The sequence below is a fragment of the Amycolatopsis sp. M39 genome (assembly GCF_001651785.1).
GTDB classification, from domain to species: domain Bacteria; phylum Actinomycetota; class Actinomycetes; order Mycobacteriales; family Pseudonocardiaceae; genus Amycolatopsis; species Amycolatopsis rubida.
Genome location: NZ_LWSF01000022.1, coordinates 23,296 through 36,720, shown reverse-complemented (window position 1 = coordinate 36,720; position 13,425 = coordinate 23,296). Strand labels below are relative to the sequence as shown.

The window sequence follows — 13,425 nt, the reverse complement described above, 5'->3', positions numbered from 1 at the left end:
TCATGAAGATCATCGCGGACACCGGCAAGTGCGTCGGCGCCGGCCAGTGCGTGCTCACCGAGCCCGCGCTGTTCGACCAGAGCGAGGACGACGGCACGGTCATCGTCCTCAACGACACTCCGGACGGCGAGCTGGTCGAGAAGGCGCGCGAGGCCGTGAACATCTGCCCGAGCCAAGCGCTTTCGCTGGAGGAGTGACAACGCCTCAAGAAGACAAGCGAACGGCGGTCACCGCGGCGGTCGAGTACTTCGTCGTCAGGTGGCCGCCGCGCGCGTCGATCGCGGCACCGACCTCGGCCAGCACCTGATCGCGCTGCTCCGGCGTCGCCACGGTGACGCCGCCCTGGGTGGCGAGCAGGTCCAGCCACTCGTCGCGGCTGTACTCCTGGGTCCAGTCGTAGCGCCAGTTCTCCGCTTCGGCGAACGCGCCCGTCCCGGCCAAGCCCGCCGCGGCTTTGTCGAGCATCGGCTGGTAGGCATCGGCGCTGGGGCTTTTCAGGTAGTTGCCGCTGAACGGCGAGTCCGGCATCGCCCGGCGCAGCGCGTCCGCCAGCGCGTGCGAAATTTCTTCCGGCGGCATGAACACGTGCCAGAACGCGACGAACCGGCCGCCAGGGCGGAGCACCTGCGCGGCCTTCGCGGCTCCCGCGGCCGGGTCGACCCAGTGCCACGCCTGCCCGGACACGAGGGCGTCGAACGTCCGCCCGGCCGGGTCCCAATCCTCGAATTTCGCGACCTCGACCGGGAAATCGCGCCGGGCGAACTCCGCCATCCGCGCGTCCGGCTCGACGCCGAGCACGGCGGCGCCGCGGGTGCGGAATTGCCGCCCTTCGATGCCGGTGCCGCAGCCGACGTTGAGAAGTTCGTTGCCCGGGCTGGCCTCCAGGACAGCGGTCACCAGTTCGTCCGGGTAACGCGGGCGGGCCCGGTCGTAGCGCTCGGGATCGACGCCGAACGACTCCGCCATGGTCCGGTGCTGATGCGGTTCGGGACGGGGTAAAGTGGGCATGTGCCCACCATAGTGGGCAAGTGCCCACTATGGCTAGGAAGGACCGTCGAGTTGCCCACCGGGATCCATCTCCGCGACGTCCGCGCTCAGCTTTTCGACGCCGCGGAACGGGTTTTGCTGCGCGAAGGCCCGAGCGGACTCACCAGCCGCGCCGTCACCGCCGAGGCGGATTGCGCGAAAGGCGTGCTGCACCGGCATTTCGAGGATTTCGACGCGTTCCTCGCCGCATTGGTGCTCGACCGGATCCATCGCCTCGAAGCACACGCGGAAGGCTTGCGCGCGGGGACCGGCGACCTGGTCGAAACGGTGGCCGAGATGCTCACCGAGGTCTTCTCGCCGGTCGCGGTGTCGATCGTCGCCCTGATCACCTTCCGCGACGAACTGCGGCACCGGCTTCGCGCGGCGCGGCCGGGTCCGGGGATCCCGCTGGCGACGGACGCGGCACACGTGCTGGCGGGTTACCTTGCCGCGGAACAAAAACTTGGCCGGATCGCGCCGGATGCGGACGTGCAGACGCTGGCTCCGACGCTGATCGGGGCGGGACATCTGCTGTTCGCTGATCGTACGGGGGCAGCGCCTAGCGGGGAAGCGGTGCGGCAGATGGTGGGAGCGGTGCTCGTGAGTGCGCCCACGACGCCGTAGCGCGTCAGCGTGCGCTGCTCATCGCGGTGCCGGAGGTACAGCGATGAGCAGCCCCGGCGAACGCCAAACCACCAGCTATGAACCACGGCCCCCACAAGTAGAGGTACCAGCCGGCCAGGTCGGACAGCGCTGGATCGACGGCCACCACTCCGGTTTTGACCAGCACGCCCTGCACGACGAACAGCCCGCCGTGCCAGGCCAGCAGAATCGCCGCAGAACACCATCGTGCGGCTGAGCCACCGGCCGCGTCAGACTGACGCCGATCACCGCACCGAAAACCTTCAGCAGCCCGGTAATCACCATGACGGCCACAAACCACGGCACCCGGTCTTGCGTGAGCTTCACCAGCGACGGCGAAAACGTCGATCGCGCGCCGAAGATGCTGCCGGTCACCCAGACGAAGTCGATCACGCGCCGAAAGTGTTGCCGGTCACCCAGACGAAGTCGATCACGCGCCGAAGATGCTGCCAGTCACCCAGACGAAGCTGGGGATCGCGAACACCACTCCCCAGACGGCGGCGGCGTAACCCGGCCATTTGCGCAACTCGGCTTGCTTCGGCGACATGCGTCAAGCGTCGCCGGGAGCGCGGCGGAAGGGATCCGGCGCGCGGGGGAAGCGGGTCCCCGTGGGAGGTAGTCGTGAGTGTTCATCCCGGTTCTCGCCGGGATGAACACTCACGACGCACTCAGCCCAGCCGCAGCGTCGTCTCAGGATGGAACGCGTGCGTCTCGCCCTCGCCGCGCAACGCCACCCGGACGTTGTCGCCGATCCGCGGCGGCGTCCGACCGTCGACGCGGACCACGAACCGGTCGTCGCCGACCTTGCCGTGCAGGTACGCGTCCGCACCCAGTTCCTCGACGAGCTCCACCACCAGCTCGAAACCGTCGTCCGCCTCGCCGACCAGGCGCAGCGACTCCGGCCGGATCCCGAAGACGATCTCCGGCAGCCCAGCCGCCGCCGTCCGCACCTCGGCGGGCAGCGGCACCACCAGGTCGCCCAGCTGCACGCCGGCCTCGGATAGCGGCAGCGTCGCCAGGTTCATCGCCGGCGACCCGATGAACCCGGCCACGAACGAATTCTCCGGCTTCTCATACAGCGACCGCGGCGACGCGCATTGCTGCAGCACGCCGTCCTTCAGCACGGCCACCCGATCGCCCATCGTCATGGCCTCGACCTGGTCGTGGGTCACGTAGATGGTCGTCGTGCCGAGCCGTTGCTGGAGTTTCGCGATGTTGGCACGGGTTTCCACGCGCAGTTTCGCGTCCAGATTGGACAGTGGCTCGTCCATCAGGAACACGCTCGGCTCGCGCACGATCGCCCGGCCCATCGCGACCCGCTGCCGCTGCCCGCCGGACAACGCCTTCGGCTTGCGATCGAGGAACCGCGACAGGTCCAGCATCTTGGCGGCCTCGTCGACCCGCTTCTTGATGTCAGCCGCCGAGAACCCGCGCAATTTCAACGCGAAACCCATGTTGTCGGCTACCGTCATGTGCGGGTACAGCGCGTAGGACTGGAACACCATCGCGATGTCGCGGTCCTTCGGCGGCAGGTCGGTGACGTCGCGGTCGCCGATCCGGATCGAACCCTCGTTGACGTCCTCCAGCCCGGCGAGCATCCGCAGCGCGGTCGACTTGCCCGATCCGGACGGGCCGACGAGCACGAGAAATTCGCCGTCCGGCACTTCGAGACTCAGCTGGTCGACCGCGCGGACGCCCGGATTGCCGGGGTAGACCCGCGACGCCTGGTCGTAAATCACTTCAGCGGACATCTGCGTTCTCCCTTACTTCACAGCGCCCATGGACAGCCCGCGCACCAGGTGGTTCTGCGCGATCCAGCCCACGATCATCACCGGCAGCGAAGCCAGCAGCGCGGCGGCGGACAACTGGGCCCAGTACAGGCCCTCGCTGGTGATGAAGCCGACCAGGAAGACCGGCACCGTGCCGGCCCTGGCGGCAGTGAGGTTGACCGCGTAGAAGAACTCCGTCCAGGAGAAGATCACGCAGATCAACGCGGTCGCCGCGATGCCGGGCGCGACCACCGGCATGATGATCTTGCGCAGCAACGTCGGCAGGTTCGCCCCGTCGATCCGCGCCGCCTCGATCATTTCGCCGGGGACTTCCAGGAAGAACGACCGCATCATCCAGATCGCGAGCGGCAGGTTCATCGCGGTGTACAGGATGATCAGGGCCCACACGGTGTCCAGCAGGTTGGTGTTCTGCGAGATCACGTACAGCGGGATGATCGCGGCCACGATCGGCAGCATCTTGGTCGACAGGAAGAAGCCCAGCGCGTTCTTCGTGCCCTTGACCGGAGCCAGCGACAGCGCGTACGCGGCCGGGATTCCCAGCAGCAGCACGAGCAGCGTCGAAATCACCGTGACGAACGCCGAATTTCCCAGGTACGGCAGGAAACCGCTGTTGAGGACGTTCGAGATCTGGTCGAACGTCGGGGTGAAGAACAGCTTCGGCGGATCGGTGTAGGCGTCGTTCTCCTGTTTGAACGCGGTGAGAATCATCCACAGCAACGGGAAAACGAACAGGATCGCGATGATCCAGGTCGCGACGGTCAGCGTGCCCGGACCGTAGCGGCGTTTGGCCCGGCGCCGCGGAGGCGGCGCGGAGTCGGTGGCGGCGGGCGAGGCGGTGGCGGTTGCGGTGCTCACTTGACTCCTCCGTCCACGGAGAACGCGCGGAACATCAGCCGCAGCGCGAACGTCGCGACGATCATCGTCAGGATGACCACCACAACGCCCATCGCGGACGACTGTCCGATATCGAAGCCCTCGAACGCGCGCTGGTAGATGTAGAACGGCAGGTTCGTGCTGGCCGTGCCCGGACCGCCTTGCGTCATCAGGAAAATCGCGTCGAAACTGTTCACGATGTAGATCGCGCCGAGCAGCGTGGCCAGCTGCAGGAACCGCGAAAGGTGCGGCAGCGTGATCGACACGAAGGTCCGCCAGCGGCTCGCCCCGTCCACCGACGCCGCCTCCAGCACCTCCTTCGACTGGCTCTGCAGCCCGGCGAGGATCAGCAGAGTCATGAACGGCGTCCACTGCCAGATGATCTGCGCCATCACCGCGGCCAGCGGGAATTGCGAAAGCCAGTCGGTGTCCGTGCCGAACACGAAGTGCAGCAACCCGTACGTCGGGTCGAACACCGTGGTCTTCCACAGCAGCGCACCGGCCGCCGGGAGGATCAGGAACGGCGTGATCAGCAGCGTCCGGACGAAGCCGCGACCGGCGAACTTCCGGTCCAGCAGCACCGCGAGCCCGAGCCCGAGCAGCAGCGAAAGGAACACGCAGACCACGGTGAGCACCACGGTGTTCAGCAGCGCGCCGAGGAACGTCGTGTCGGTGAAGACGTCGACGTAGTTGCGGAAACCGACGAAATGCCGCGAGCCCGGACGCACCAGGTTCCACGACTGGAACGAGTAGAACAAGGTGAGCAGGAACGGAATCTGCGTCACCGCGATCACGAAGATCAGCGCGGGCAACAGCGGAAGCCGCCGTTTCCCGGCCGAACCGGTCACCTTCTTCGCAGCTGGCTTGGCGGTCGCCGGCGCGGTTCCGGCGGGGACGGAGAGGGTGCTCATCGCTGCACCTCCTGATACGACTTTCCGACGGTTTCCGCGTATTTCTGCGATTGCGCGAGCGCGTCGGCCACGGAGGTCTGACCGGCGATCGCGGCGGACAGCTGCTGGCTCACCCGGGTGCCGAGGTCCTGGAACTCCGGGATCCCGACGAACTGGATGCCCGGATACGGCACCGGGTTCACCATCGTCTTCTGCTGGTTCGCCGCCGCGATGCCGTCCAGCGTCGGCTGGGCGTAGGCCTTCGCGGCTTCCTTGTACTGCGGGATCTCATACGTCGACTTGCGCGTGCCCGGCGGCACCCGGTTCCAGCCGTAAGTCTGGCCGACCTTCTTCGCGTACTCCTTGTTCGTCATCCACGCCATGAACTTCCAGGCGTCGTCCTTGTTCTTGCCGACCTTCGGAATGCCCAGCGCCCAGGTGTAGAGCCAGCCGCTCGCCTGCGTCTTGTCCACCGGCGCGGCGACGTAGCCGTTCTTTCCGCCGACGTGGCTGGTCTTCGGGTCTTCGGTGGTGCCGGTCATCGAGGTGGCGTCGTACCACATCGCGGCGTTGCCCTGGGCGTACTTCGTGCCGCATTCGGTGAACCCGGCGCTGGAGGCGCCGACCTCGCCGTGGTCGCGCAGCAGGTTCACGTAGAAGTTCGCCGCCTTGGTGAACTCCGGGCTGGTCAGCTTCGCGTTCCAGTCCTTGTCGAACCATTGCGCGCCGAAGGTGTTCGCGACCGTGGTGAACGGCGCGAGGCTCTCGCCCCAGCCCGGCTTGCCGCGCAGGCAGATCCCGGCGATGCCCGCCTGCTTGTTGTCGAGTTTCGCGGCGAAATCGGCGATCTGCTGCCACGTCGGATGCGCGGGCATGTTCAACCCGGCCTGCTGGAACAGGTCCTTGCGATAGACCACAAAGGACGATTCGCCGTAGAACGGCACCGCGTACATCTGGTTTTCATACGACAGCGACTGGCGGATGCTCGGGATGAAGTCGGCCTCGTCGTATCCCGGCGTCGCCTTCATGTGCGGTTCGAGGTTCTCCAGCCACCCGTTGGCCGCCCACTGCGGAGCCTCGTAATTGCTGATCATCACCACGTCGAACTCGCCGCCCTGGGTGGCGGTGGACGCGGTGATCTTCGCCCTGGCCTCGTTTTCCGGCAGGGAAACGAACTTGAGCTTGATCCCGGGGTTGGCCTGCTCGAACTCGCCCTTGAGCGAAATGGCGTCCTTCATCTGCGGATTGGACACGATCGCGACGACCAGTGTCCGCCCGCCGGTGCCGAGCGCCCCGGCTCCGGCGCATCCCGTCACTAACAACGCTGTCGCGGCAAGGAGGCACAGGAGTTTACGCACCGCCACCACCTCCGGGCAGCACCTGGATCTTGAGGCCGGACCCGCTGCGCATCTTCGCCAGCGCCTCGGGGTACTGCTTGAGCGGCAGGGTGTCGGTGATCAGCGCTTCGGTGTCGAGGTAACCGTTCGCGACGAGGTCGAGCGCGTTGCCGTAGCTGTTCAGCACGGCCATCGAACCGACGATGGTGATTTCGTCGTTGTAGATACGGAACGGCGAAAGCGCGACGCGTGCTTCGGCCGGAGCGACGCCGAACACGAGCAACCGGCCACCGCGGTGCAGTGCGTTGAACGCTGCCTCGATCGCGGGTGCCGCGCCGGTGCAGTCCACTGCGGCGTCGAAGCGTTCATCGTCCAGTTCGGACATGTCGGCGGCCACTGCGGCCGCGCCGAGGTCGGTCGCGCGAGGCAGCCGGGCGGCGTTGCGGTCGACCATCGTCACGTGCGCACCCGCGCGGAGCAGGAGCTGCTGCATGATCAGGCCCATCGTGCCCGCGCCGACCACGAGGAAGCGTTCGCCCGCCTCCACGCCGATCCGGCGCACGCCGTGCACCGCGCAGGAAACGGGTTCGACCAGCGCACCCTGTTCCCAGGTCATCGAGTCGGGCATCCGGTAGCAGGTGTCCGCGGGCACCGCGACGTACTCGGCGAACGCGCCGTTGACGGTGTCGCCGGTGGCGTTCCAGTTCGCGCAGAGGTTGCCGTGCCCGGACCGGCACGGGGTGCAGTATCCGCAGTAGATCGACGGGTCGACCGCGACCCGGTCACCGACCTTCCACTCGGCGGGCACGTCCGCGCCGAGTTCGACGATCTCCCCGGAGAACTCGTGCCCGGGAACGATGGGATACGGGGTCGGCGGGAAATGCCCGTCGGCGATGTGCAGGTCCGTGCCGCAGATCCCGCAGGCACCCACCTTCACGACGACCTGGCGCTCCCCGGGCTTCGGATCGGGAACCTCGCCGACCCGGATCTCCCCGGGCCGGTCCACGATCGCGGCGCGCATGCGTCATCACCTTCCAAGATGCTCGTTTGAGCGATTTTGACTTATGCCGTAGGTAACATGCGTAGGCATTAGAGGCTGCTGCCTGCGGATCCGTCAACCGGCAAAGCTCATTTTTGCGCTATCCTGCTCATGTGAGCAGGAAAAAGGGGCCACTACCGCTGACCGAAACGCTGCTGCTGGCGACCATGGCCAGGCGGTTCTACGTGCAGGGCGCCTCGAAGCTGGAGATCGCCGACGAGTTCGGCGTGAGCCGGTTCAAGGTCGCGCGGATGCTGGACGCGGCGCTCGAGTCCGGGCTGGTGCGGATCGAGTTCGACCTGCCCGCGCCGATCGACGTCGAACTGTCCGACGACATCCGCCGGGCCTACCGGCTGGAGCGCGTGCTCGTGCTCGAACGAGCATCCGAAACGGAGCCGAGGGAGATCGTCCGCAAGCAGGTCGGCGCGCTGGCCGCCCGGCTGCTGGAGGAGATCGCGACCCCGGACGACGTCATCGGGCTGTCCTGGGCGCGCTCGGTCAACGCGATGACCGAGGCGATCCGGACCCTGCCGCGCTGCCCGATCGTGCAGCTGTGCGGGGTGCAGGCCGGGATGGACATGCGCGGCCGTTCGGTGGAGACGGTCAGCCGCGTGACGTCGGTGTCCGGCGGCGATTCGTACCCGATTTTCGGCCCGCTCGTCCTGCCCGACCGGCGGACCACCGAGATCCTGCGGCACCAGCCGGGCATCGCGGAAACGTTCGCGCAGTTCGGGAAACTCACCAAGGCCGTGGTGAGTATCGGTTCGTGGGAGACCGGGGAGTCCACCGTGTACGACGCGCTGGACGAGGCCGAACGCGCCGCCATCGCCGCCCGGGGCGCGACCGCCGAGGTCGCCGCGCGGCTGTTCGACGCGGACGGCAATTCGCTCGGCACCGGCCTGGCGCACCACGTGCTGGCGATCAGCCACGAGGAGCTGATGGCGGTCCCCGAGGTGATCGCGATCGGTTACAGCCAGCCGAAAGCCGAGGCGGTGGACGCCGTACTGCGGTCCGGGCTGGTGTCGACGCTGGTCACCGACGCCGCGGCGGCCGTACCGCTGCTGGAGCTGGCGCGGGCCAGGCCACTGCCCTCGTGAGTGCTGGCTCCGGTGAGAACCGGCATTGCCACTCACGCCCCCCGGCTCTGTGCCTGCACCACCCGATCCCCGTACTCCGCCGCCCACCTTCCGAACCCCTCGATCGGTCCGAGGAAACTCACCCCCAGCCCCGTCAGCTGATACGCCCCGCCCACGCGCTCGACCAGCCCGTCGCGTTCCAGCTTGCGCACCGCCTCGGTCAGCACCTTCGCGCTGATCCCGCCGATGCGCGTGCGCAGTTCGCCGTGCCGCAGCGGGCCGTTCTTCAACGCCCACAGCACGACCGGATGCCAGGTGTTCGCCACTAGGTCGAACGCGAGCCGGGTACGGCAGTCGGCGATGAAGTCCATGGTTACCTTTCGGTTCCTGCCGGGGTTCCTAACGTCGTTTGCGTACAACCACGCGACGACAGGAGACCTTCCCATGCACATCGCCCTCTTCGGCACCGGCGCCGTGGCGTCCGCTCTCGGCAGCCAATGGACCCGGCACGACCTGACCGTGTCCGGCCGCTCCCCCGCGCACGCCGCCGCCTTGGCCGCCGAGCTTGGCGCCGAGGCCGTGGACTGGGCCGAGGCCGCCGCCCGAGCGGACGCCATCCTGCTGGCCGTCCCGACCACCGCCCTCGAAGCCCTGCTCACCCCGCTCGACCTCACCGGCAAGGTCCTCGTCGACTGCACCAACACCCCCGGTGCGACCGGCGAACCCGTTGCCGCGCGGATCGCCGAATACGCCCCGGGCGCTTCAGTGGTGAAGGCGTTCAACCTCGCCCACGTGGACGTCTGGCGAATGACCCCGCCGCTGTTCGAAGGTCGCCCGCTCGGCGTCCCGCTGTGCGGCACCCCGGAGGCCGTCGCCGTCGCGACGGAGCTGGTCCAGGACCTGGGCTGCACTCCCCTGCCCGCCGGCGGCCTCGACCGAGCCGCCCTGCTGGAAGCCGCCGCCGGGTTGGCGATCGGCCTGTGGTTCGACGGCCTGGATGCGCGTTCCATGCTCATGGCCAGCTGATCGGGCCTATCCTGGCCTGGTGCCCACAAGTGGATCGGCGGTAGTCGTCGGCGGGGGAATCGGTGGCCTGGCCGCGGCGATCGGATTGTCGCGAGCCGGCTGGCAGGTCACGGTCTTCGAACGCCTGCCCGGTGATCTGGACGACGCCGGTTCCGGAATTTCCCTTGCCGCCAACGGTGTGCGCGCCCTGGACGCGTTGGGAGCCGGCGACGCACTCCGCGCCGCCGGCTGTTTCCAGCGCAGGGTCAGCACCCGCAGCCCGCGCGGGACTTGGCTGGCCCGCATGGACGGAGCCGAACTCGAACGCGTCGCCGGCACGCCGATCGTCGGCATCGCACGGTACGAATTGCATCGGTTGCTGCGTACGCTGCTGCCCACGCCGGTGGTGCGGGAGGAGGTCACCGCCGTCGAGGGCAACGCCGTGGTCACCACCTCCGGCCGTCACGAAGCCGAGGTGATTGTCGCCGCTGATGGCGTCAACAGCCGGCTGCGCAAACGTTTCTTCCCCGCACATCCTGGCCCGGTCTACAGTGGATCGGCCGTCATCCGCGCCATCACGACCGAGCCGTTCACACTGTCCTCTTCGGACTTCAATCTCACTTGGGGCCGAGGAGTCGAGTTCGGGTACATCGGCTTGGCGGACGGCCGAGCCGAATGGCACGCCGTGCTGACCATCCCGGCAGGCACCCGTTATCCTGACCCGATCGCCGAAATGCGCCGCCGCTTCGGTTCCTGGCACGAGCCGGTCACCGCCCTGCTCGACGCGACCGAACCGGAAGCCGTTCTGCACCACGATGTGTACGAACTGGTGACGCCGCTGCCGTCCTATGTGTCCGGTCGAGTCGCCTTGCTCGGCGATGCCGCGCACGCGATGCAACCGAACCTCGGCCAGGGTGCCTGCCAGGCGTTGGAAGACGCCGTGACGCTCGCGCATGCGCTGTCCTCAACCGACGTCGACACCGCGCTCACCCGATACGACGCAGAGCGCCGCCCGCGTAGCCAGGCCATCGCCCGAGCCGCCCGGCAAACCGGCCGGATGGGCCAGCAGCTGACGAACCCGTTCGGAATCGCGATGCGGAATCTGGCGTTCCGGGCCATGCCGACGTCGGTGATGGCGCGGTCGATGCTGCGCTACACCCGCTGGCAACCGCCGGCCAAGGACGGTCCCGGCACTCAGAACTGATTGACGTCCACGATCCGCACCACCGCGCTGCCCGCCTCGTCCGACGCGCGCAGATCGACCTCCGCGCTGATCCCCCAGTCATGGTCGCCGGCCGGATCGTCGAAGATCTGCCGCACCCGCCACAGGTCCGGCTCCTGCTCGATCAGCAGCAAGGCCGGGCCGCGCGCGTCCGGGCCGATTCCGAGTGAATCGTGCTCGTCGAAGTAGTCCTCGATCGCGTCTTCCCACGCGCCGGAGTCCCAGCCGGACGCGGCGTCCAGCGAGCCCAGTTCGTCGTACGCCCGGCGCGAAGCCAGCTCCACCCGGCGGAACAACTCGTTGCGCACCAGTACGCGGAACGCTCGCTCGTTGCGCGTGACCGCGGGCGGCTCGGGCGGCGGCCGGTGCGACACCGGGCCTTCCTCGTCCGGATGCCGCAGCGCTTCCCATTCGTCCAGCAGGCTGGAGTCGACCTGCCGCACCAATTCGCCGAGCCATTCGATGAGATCCTGCAGCGATTCGGTCTTCGCCTCGTCCGGCACGGTGTGCCGCAACGCGTCGTAGGTGTCGGCGAGGTAGCGCAGCACCAGGCCTTCGGAACGCGCGAGCTGATAGAAGCCCACGTATTCCACGAAGTTCATCGCGCGCTCGTACATATCGCGCACCACCGACTTCGGCGACAGCTCGTAATCCGCCACCCACGGGTGCCCAGCACGATACGACTGGTAAGCCGCGTTAAGCAGTTCCTCCAACGGTTTCGGGTACGTGACGGATTCGAGCAGCTCCATCCGCTCGTCGTACTCGATCCCGTCGGCCTTCATCGCCTGCACGGCTTCCCCGCGCGCCTTGAACTGCTGCTGCGACAACACCGGCCGCGGGTTGTCTACTGTGGATTCCACAATGGACACCACGTCCAGCGCGTACGACGGCGACTCCAGGTCCAGCAATTCGATGGCAGCCAACGCGAACGGCGAAAGCGGCTGGTTCAACGCGAAATCGAACTGCAGGTCCACCGTCAGCCGGACGATGCGCCCCTCGGCATCCGGTTCGGGCAGCTTTTCCACCACACCGGCGGCGAGCAGCGAACGGTAGATCTCGATCGCCCGCAGGATCAGCTTCCGCTGTGCCGGCCGGTCCGAATGGTTGTCCTCCAGCAGATGCCGCATCGCGTCGAACGCGTTGCCCGGCCGGGAAATCACGTTCAGCAGCATCGAGTGGCTGACCCGGAAACTGGACGTGAGCGGTTCCGGATCGGCCGCGATCAGCCGGTCGAACGTGCTCTCGGTCCAGTTGACGAAGCCCTCCGGAGCCTTCTTCCGGACGATCTTCTTTTTCTTCTTCGGGTCGTCGCCCGCCTTCTCCAGCGCCTTCGCGTTCTCCACCACGTGATCCGGAGCCTGCACGACCACATAACCGTCGGTGTCGTACCCGGCCCGGCCCGCGCGTCCGGCGATCTGGTGGAACTCGCGCGCCTTCAAATGCCGCTGCCGCACGCCGTCGTACTTCGTCAGCGCCGAGAACACCACGGTCCGGATCGGCACGTTGATGCCAACGCCGAGGGTGTCCGTCCCGCAGATCACCTTCAGCAGCCCGGACTGCGCGAGCGTTTCGACCAGCCGCCGGTATTTCGGCAGCATGCCCGCGTGGTGCACGCCGATGCCGTGCCGCACGAGCCGCGAGAGCGTCTTGCCGAACCCGGCGGAGAACCGGAAGTCGCCGAGCAGGTCGGCGATCGCCTCCTTCTCCGCCTTGGTCGTGACGTTGATGCTCATCAGCGTCTGCGCCCGTTCGATGGCCGCGGCCTGCGAGAAATGCACGACATACACCGGTGCCTGGCCGCCGTGGAGCAGCTCGGACATCGTCTCGTGCAGCGGCGTGAGCGCGTACCGGAAGGTGAGCGGCACCGGCCGCTGCGCCGAAGTGACCACCGCGGTCGGCCGTCCGGTCCGCCGGGTCAGGTCCTTTTCGAAGAACGAAACGTCGCCGAGCGTGGCCGACATGAGCACGAACTGCGCGTTCGGCAGCTCGATCAGCGGGACCTGCCACGCCCAGCCGCGGTCCGGTTCCGCATAGAAGTGGAACTCGTCCGCGACGACCTGGCCGACCGGGGCGCCGGCGCCGTCGCGCAACGCGATGTTCGCCAAGATTTCCGCGGTGCAGCAGATGATCGGCGCGTCGGCGTTGACGCTCGAATCGCCGGTCATCATGCCGACCTGATCGGCCCCGAAGATCTCGATGAGCTGGAAGAACTTCTCCGAGACCAGCGCTTTGATCGGCGCGGTGTAAAAACTGCGTTTACCGTGCGCGAGCGCGGTGAAGTGCGCGCCGACCGCGACGAGGCTTTTGCCGGAGCCGGTCGGCGTCGACAGAATGACGTTGGCCCCGGAGACGACCTCGATCACCGCCTCCTCCTGCGCGGGGTACAGCTCGATACCCCGTTCGGCCGTCCACGTCGTGAAGGCTTCGAACAGGGCATCTGCGTCGGGATCCGCTGGCAGGAGGTCGGTGAGAGTCATCGTGGCGACCATCGTGCCATCCCGCCGCCGCCCGCAGGTGCAGGGGAG

14 protein-coding genes are annotated in these 13,425 nt (G+C 67.6%); 5 read left to right on the top strand and 9 right to left on the bottom strand.

Going from position 1 to position 13,425, the window contains the following annotated elements; all coding sequences use genetic code 11:
• The first annotated feature begins 2 nt into the window (after window positions 1–2).
• Complete coding sequence (locus A4R44_RS33510) at window positions 3–197, top strand: ferredoxin (protein ID WP_037356317.1); 195 nt, start codon at window positions 3–5, stop codon at window positions 195–197.
• Window positions 198–204: 7 nt separating this feature from the next.
• On the opposite strand, the gene A4R44_RS33505 is transcribed toward A4R44_RS33510, so the two are convergent.
• Window positions 205–1,008 carry a class I SAM-dependent methyltransferase gene (locus A4R44_RS33505; protein WP_067589625.1) on the bottom strand — a complete coding sequence of 268 codons (804 nt, stop codon included), beginning with the start codon at window positions 1,006–1,008 and terminating at the stop codon, window positions 205–207.
• 51 nt (window positions 1,009–1,059) lie between these two features.
• On the opposite strand from A4R44_RS33505, the gene A4R44_RS33500 reads away from it, so the two are divergent.
• Window positions 1,060–1,650 carry a TetR/AcrR family transcriptional regulator gene (locus A4R44_RS33500; protein ID WP_067589622.1) on the top strand — a complete coding sequence of 197 codons (591 nt, stop codon included), beginning with the start codon at window positions 1,060–1,062 and terminating at the stop codon, window positions 1,648–1,650.
• Between the two features lie 75 nt (window positions 1,651–1,725).
• Here A4R44_RS33500 and A4R44_RS49460 read toward each other — a convergent pair whose 3' ends face one another.
• The 6 genes from A4R44_RS49460 to A4R44_RS33475 all read right to left on the bottom strand — a co-directional run bounded on the left by A4R44_RS49460 (window position 1,726) and on the right by A4R44_RS33475 (window position 7,579).
• Window positions 1,726–2,061 carry a DUF3995 domain-containing protein gene (locus A4R44_RS49460; RefSeq protein ID WP_198545534.1) on the bottom strand — a complete coding sequence of 112 codons (336 nt, stop codon included), beginning with the start codon at window positions 2,059–2,061 and terminating at the stop codon, window positions 1,726–1,728.
• A gap of 275 nt (window positions 2,062–2,336) precedes the next feature.
• Entirely contained in the window at window positions 2,337–3,419 is a 1,083-nt protein-coding gene (locus tag A4R44_RS33495; RefSeq protein WP_067589619.1) for an ABC transporter ATP-binding protein, read from the bottom strand.
• Window positions 3,420–3,431: 12 nt separating this feature from the next.
• The gene (locus A4R44_RS33490; RefSeq protein WP_037716491.1) at window positions 3,432–4,220 is read right to left on the bottom strand and encodes a carbohydrate ABC transporter permease; all 789 of its coding nucleotides are present in this window, start codon (window positions 4,218–4,220) and stop codon (window positions 3,432–3,434) included.
• A gap of 89 nt (window positions 4,221–4,309) precedes the next feature.
• On the bottom strand, window positions 4,310–5,242 hold the full coding sequence (locus tag A4R44_RS33485) for a carbohydrate ABC transporter permease (RefSeq protein WP_067589616.1): 933 nt from the start codon (window positions 5,240–5,242) through the stop codon (window positions 4,310–4,312).
• Complete coding sequence (locus tag A4R44_RS33480) at window positions 5,239–6,579, bottom strand: sugar ABC transporter substrate-binding protein (RefSeq protein WP_369805989.1); 1,341 nt, start codon at window positions 6,577–6,579, stop codon at window positions 5,239–5,241. Before A4R44_RS33480 ends, A4R44_RS33485 begins: the two co-directional genes overlap by 4 nt.
• Window positions 6,572–7,579: a zinc-dependent alcohol dehydrogenase family protein gene (locus A4R44_RS33475; protein ID WP_067589610.1), complete on the bottom strand. Its 1,008-nt coding sequence runs from the start codon at window positions 7,577–7,579 to the stop codon at window positions 6,572–6,574. The genes A4R44_RS33480 and A4R44_RS33475 overlap by 8 nt, the downstream gene beginning before the upstream one ends.
• Before the next feature lie 185 nt (window positions 7,580–7,764).
• On the opposite strand from A4R44_RS33475, the gene A4R44_RS33470 reads away from it, so the two are divergent.
• Window positions 7,765–8,694, top strand: a complete 930-nt coding sequence (locus A4R44_RS33470) for a sugar-binding transcriptional regulator (RefSeq protein WP_067589607.1) — start codon at window positions 7,765–7,767, stop codon at window positions 8,692–8,694.
• 32 nt (window positions 8,695–8,726) lie between these two features.
• On the opposite strand, the gene A4R44_RS33465 is transcribed toward A4R44_RS33470, so the two are convergent.
• Window positions 8,727–9,044, bottom strand: coding sequence for a helix-turn-helix domain-containing protein (locus tag A4R44_RS33465; protein ID WP_067589604.1), 318 nt, complete (start codon window positions 9,042–9,044; stop codon window positions 8,727–8,729).
• A 73-nt stretch (window positions 9,045–9,117) separates the two neighbouring features.
• On the opposite strand from A4R44_RS33465, the gene A4R44_RS33460 reads away from it, so the two are divergent.
• Both A4R44_RS33460 and A4R44_RS33455 read left to right on the top strand, forming a co-directional pair.
• Entirely contained in the window at window positions 9,118–9,699 is a 582-nt protein-coding gene (locus A4R44_RS33460; protein ID WP_067589601.1) for an NADPH-dependent F420 reductase, read from the top strand.
• A gap of 19 nt (window positions 9,700–9,718) precedes the next feature.
• Complete coding sequence (locus tag A4R44_RS33455) at window positions 9,719–10,882, top strand: FAD-dependent monooxygenase (RefSeq protein WP_067589598.1); 1,164 nt, start codon at window positions 9,719–9,721, stop codon at window positions 10,880–10,882.
• On the opposite strand, the gene A4R44_RS33450 is transcribed toward A4R44_RS33455, so the two are convergent.
• Entirely contained in the window at window positions 10,873–13,377 is a 2,505-nt protein-coding gene (locus A4R44_RS33450) for an RNA helicase (protein ID WP_067589981.1), read from the bottom strand. The genes A4R44_RS33455 and A4R44_RS33450 overlap by 10 nt on opposite strands.
• Window positions 13,378–13,425 lie beyond the last annotated feature (48 nt).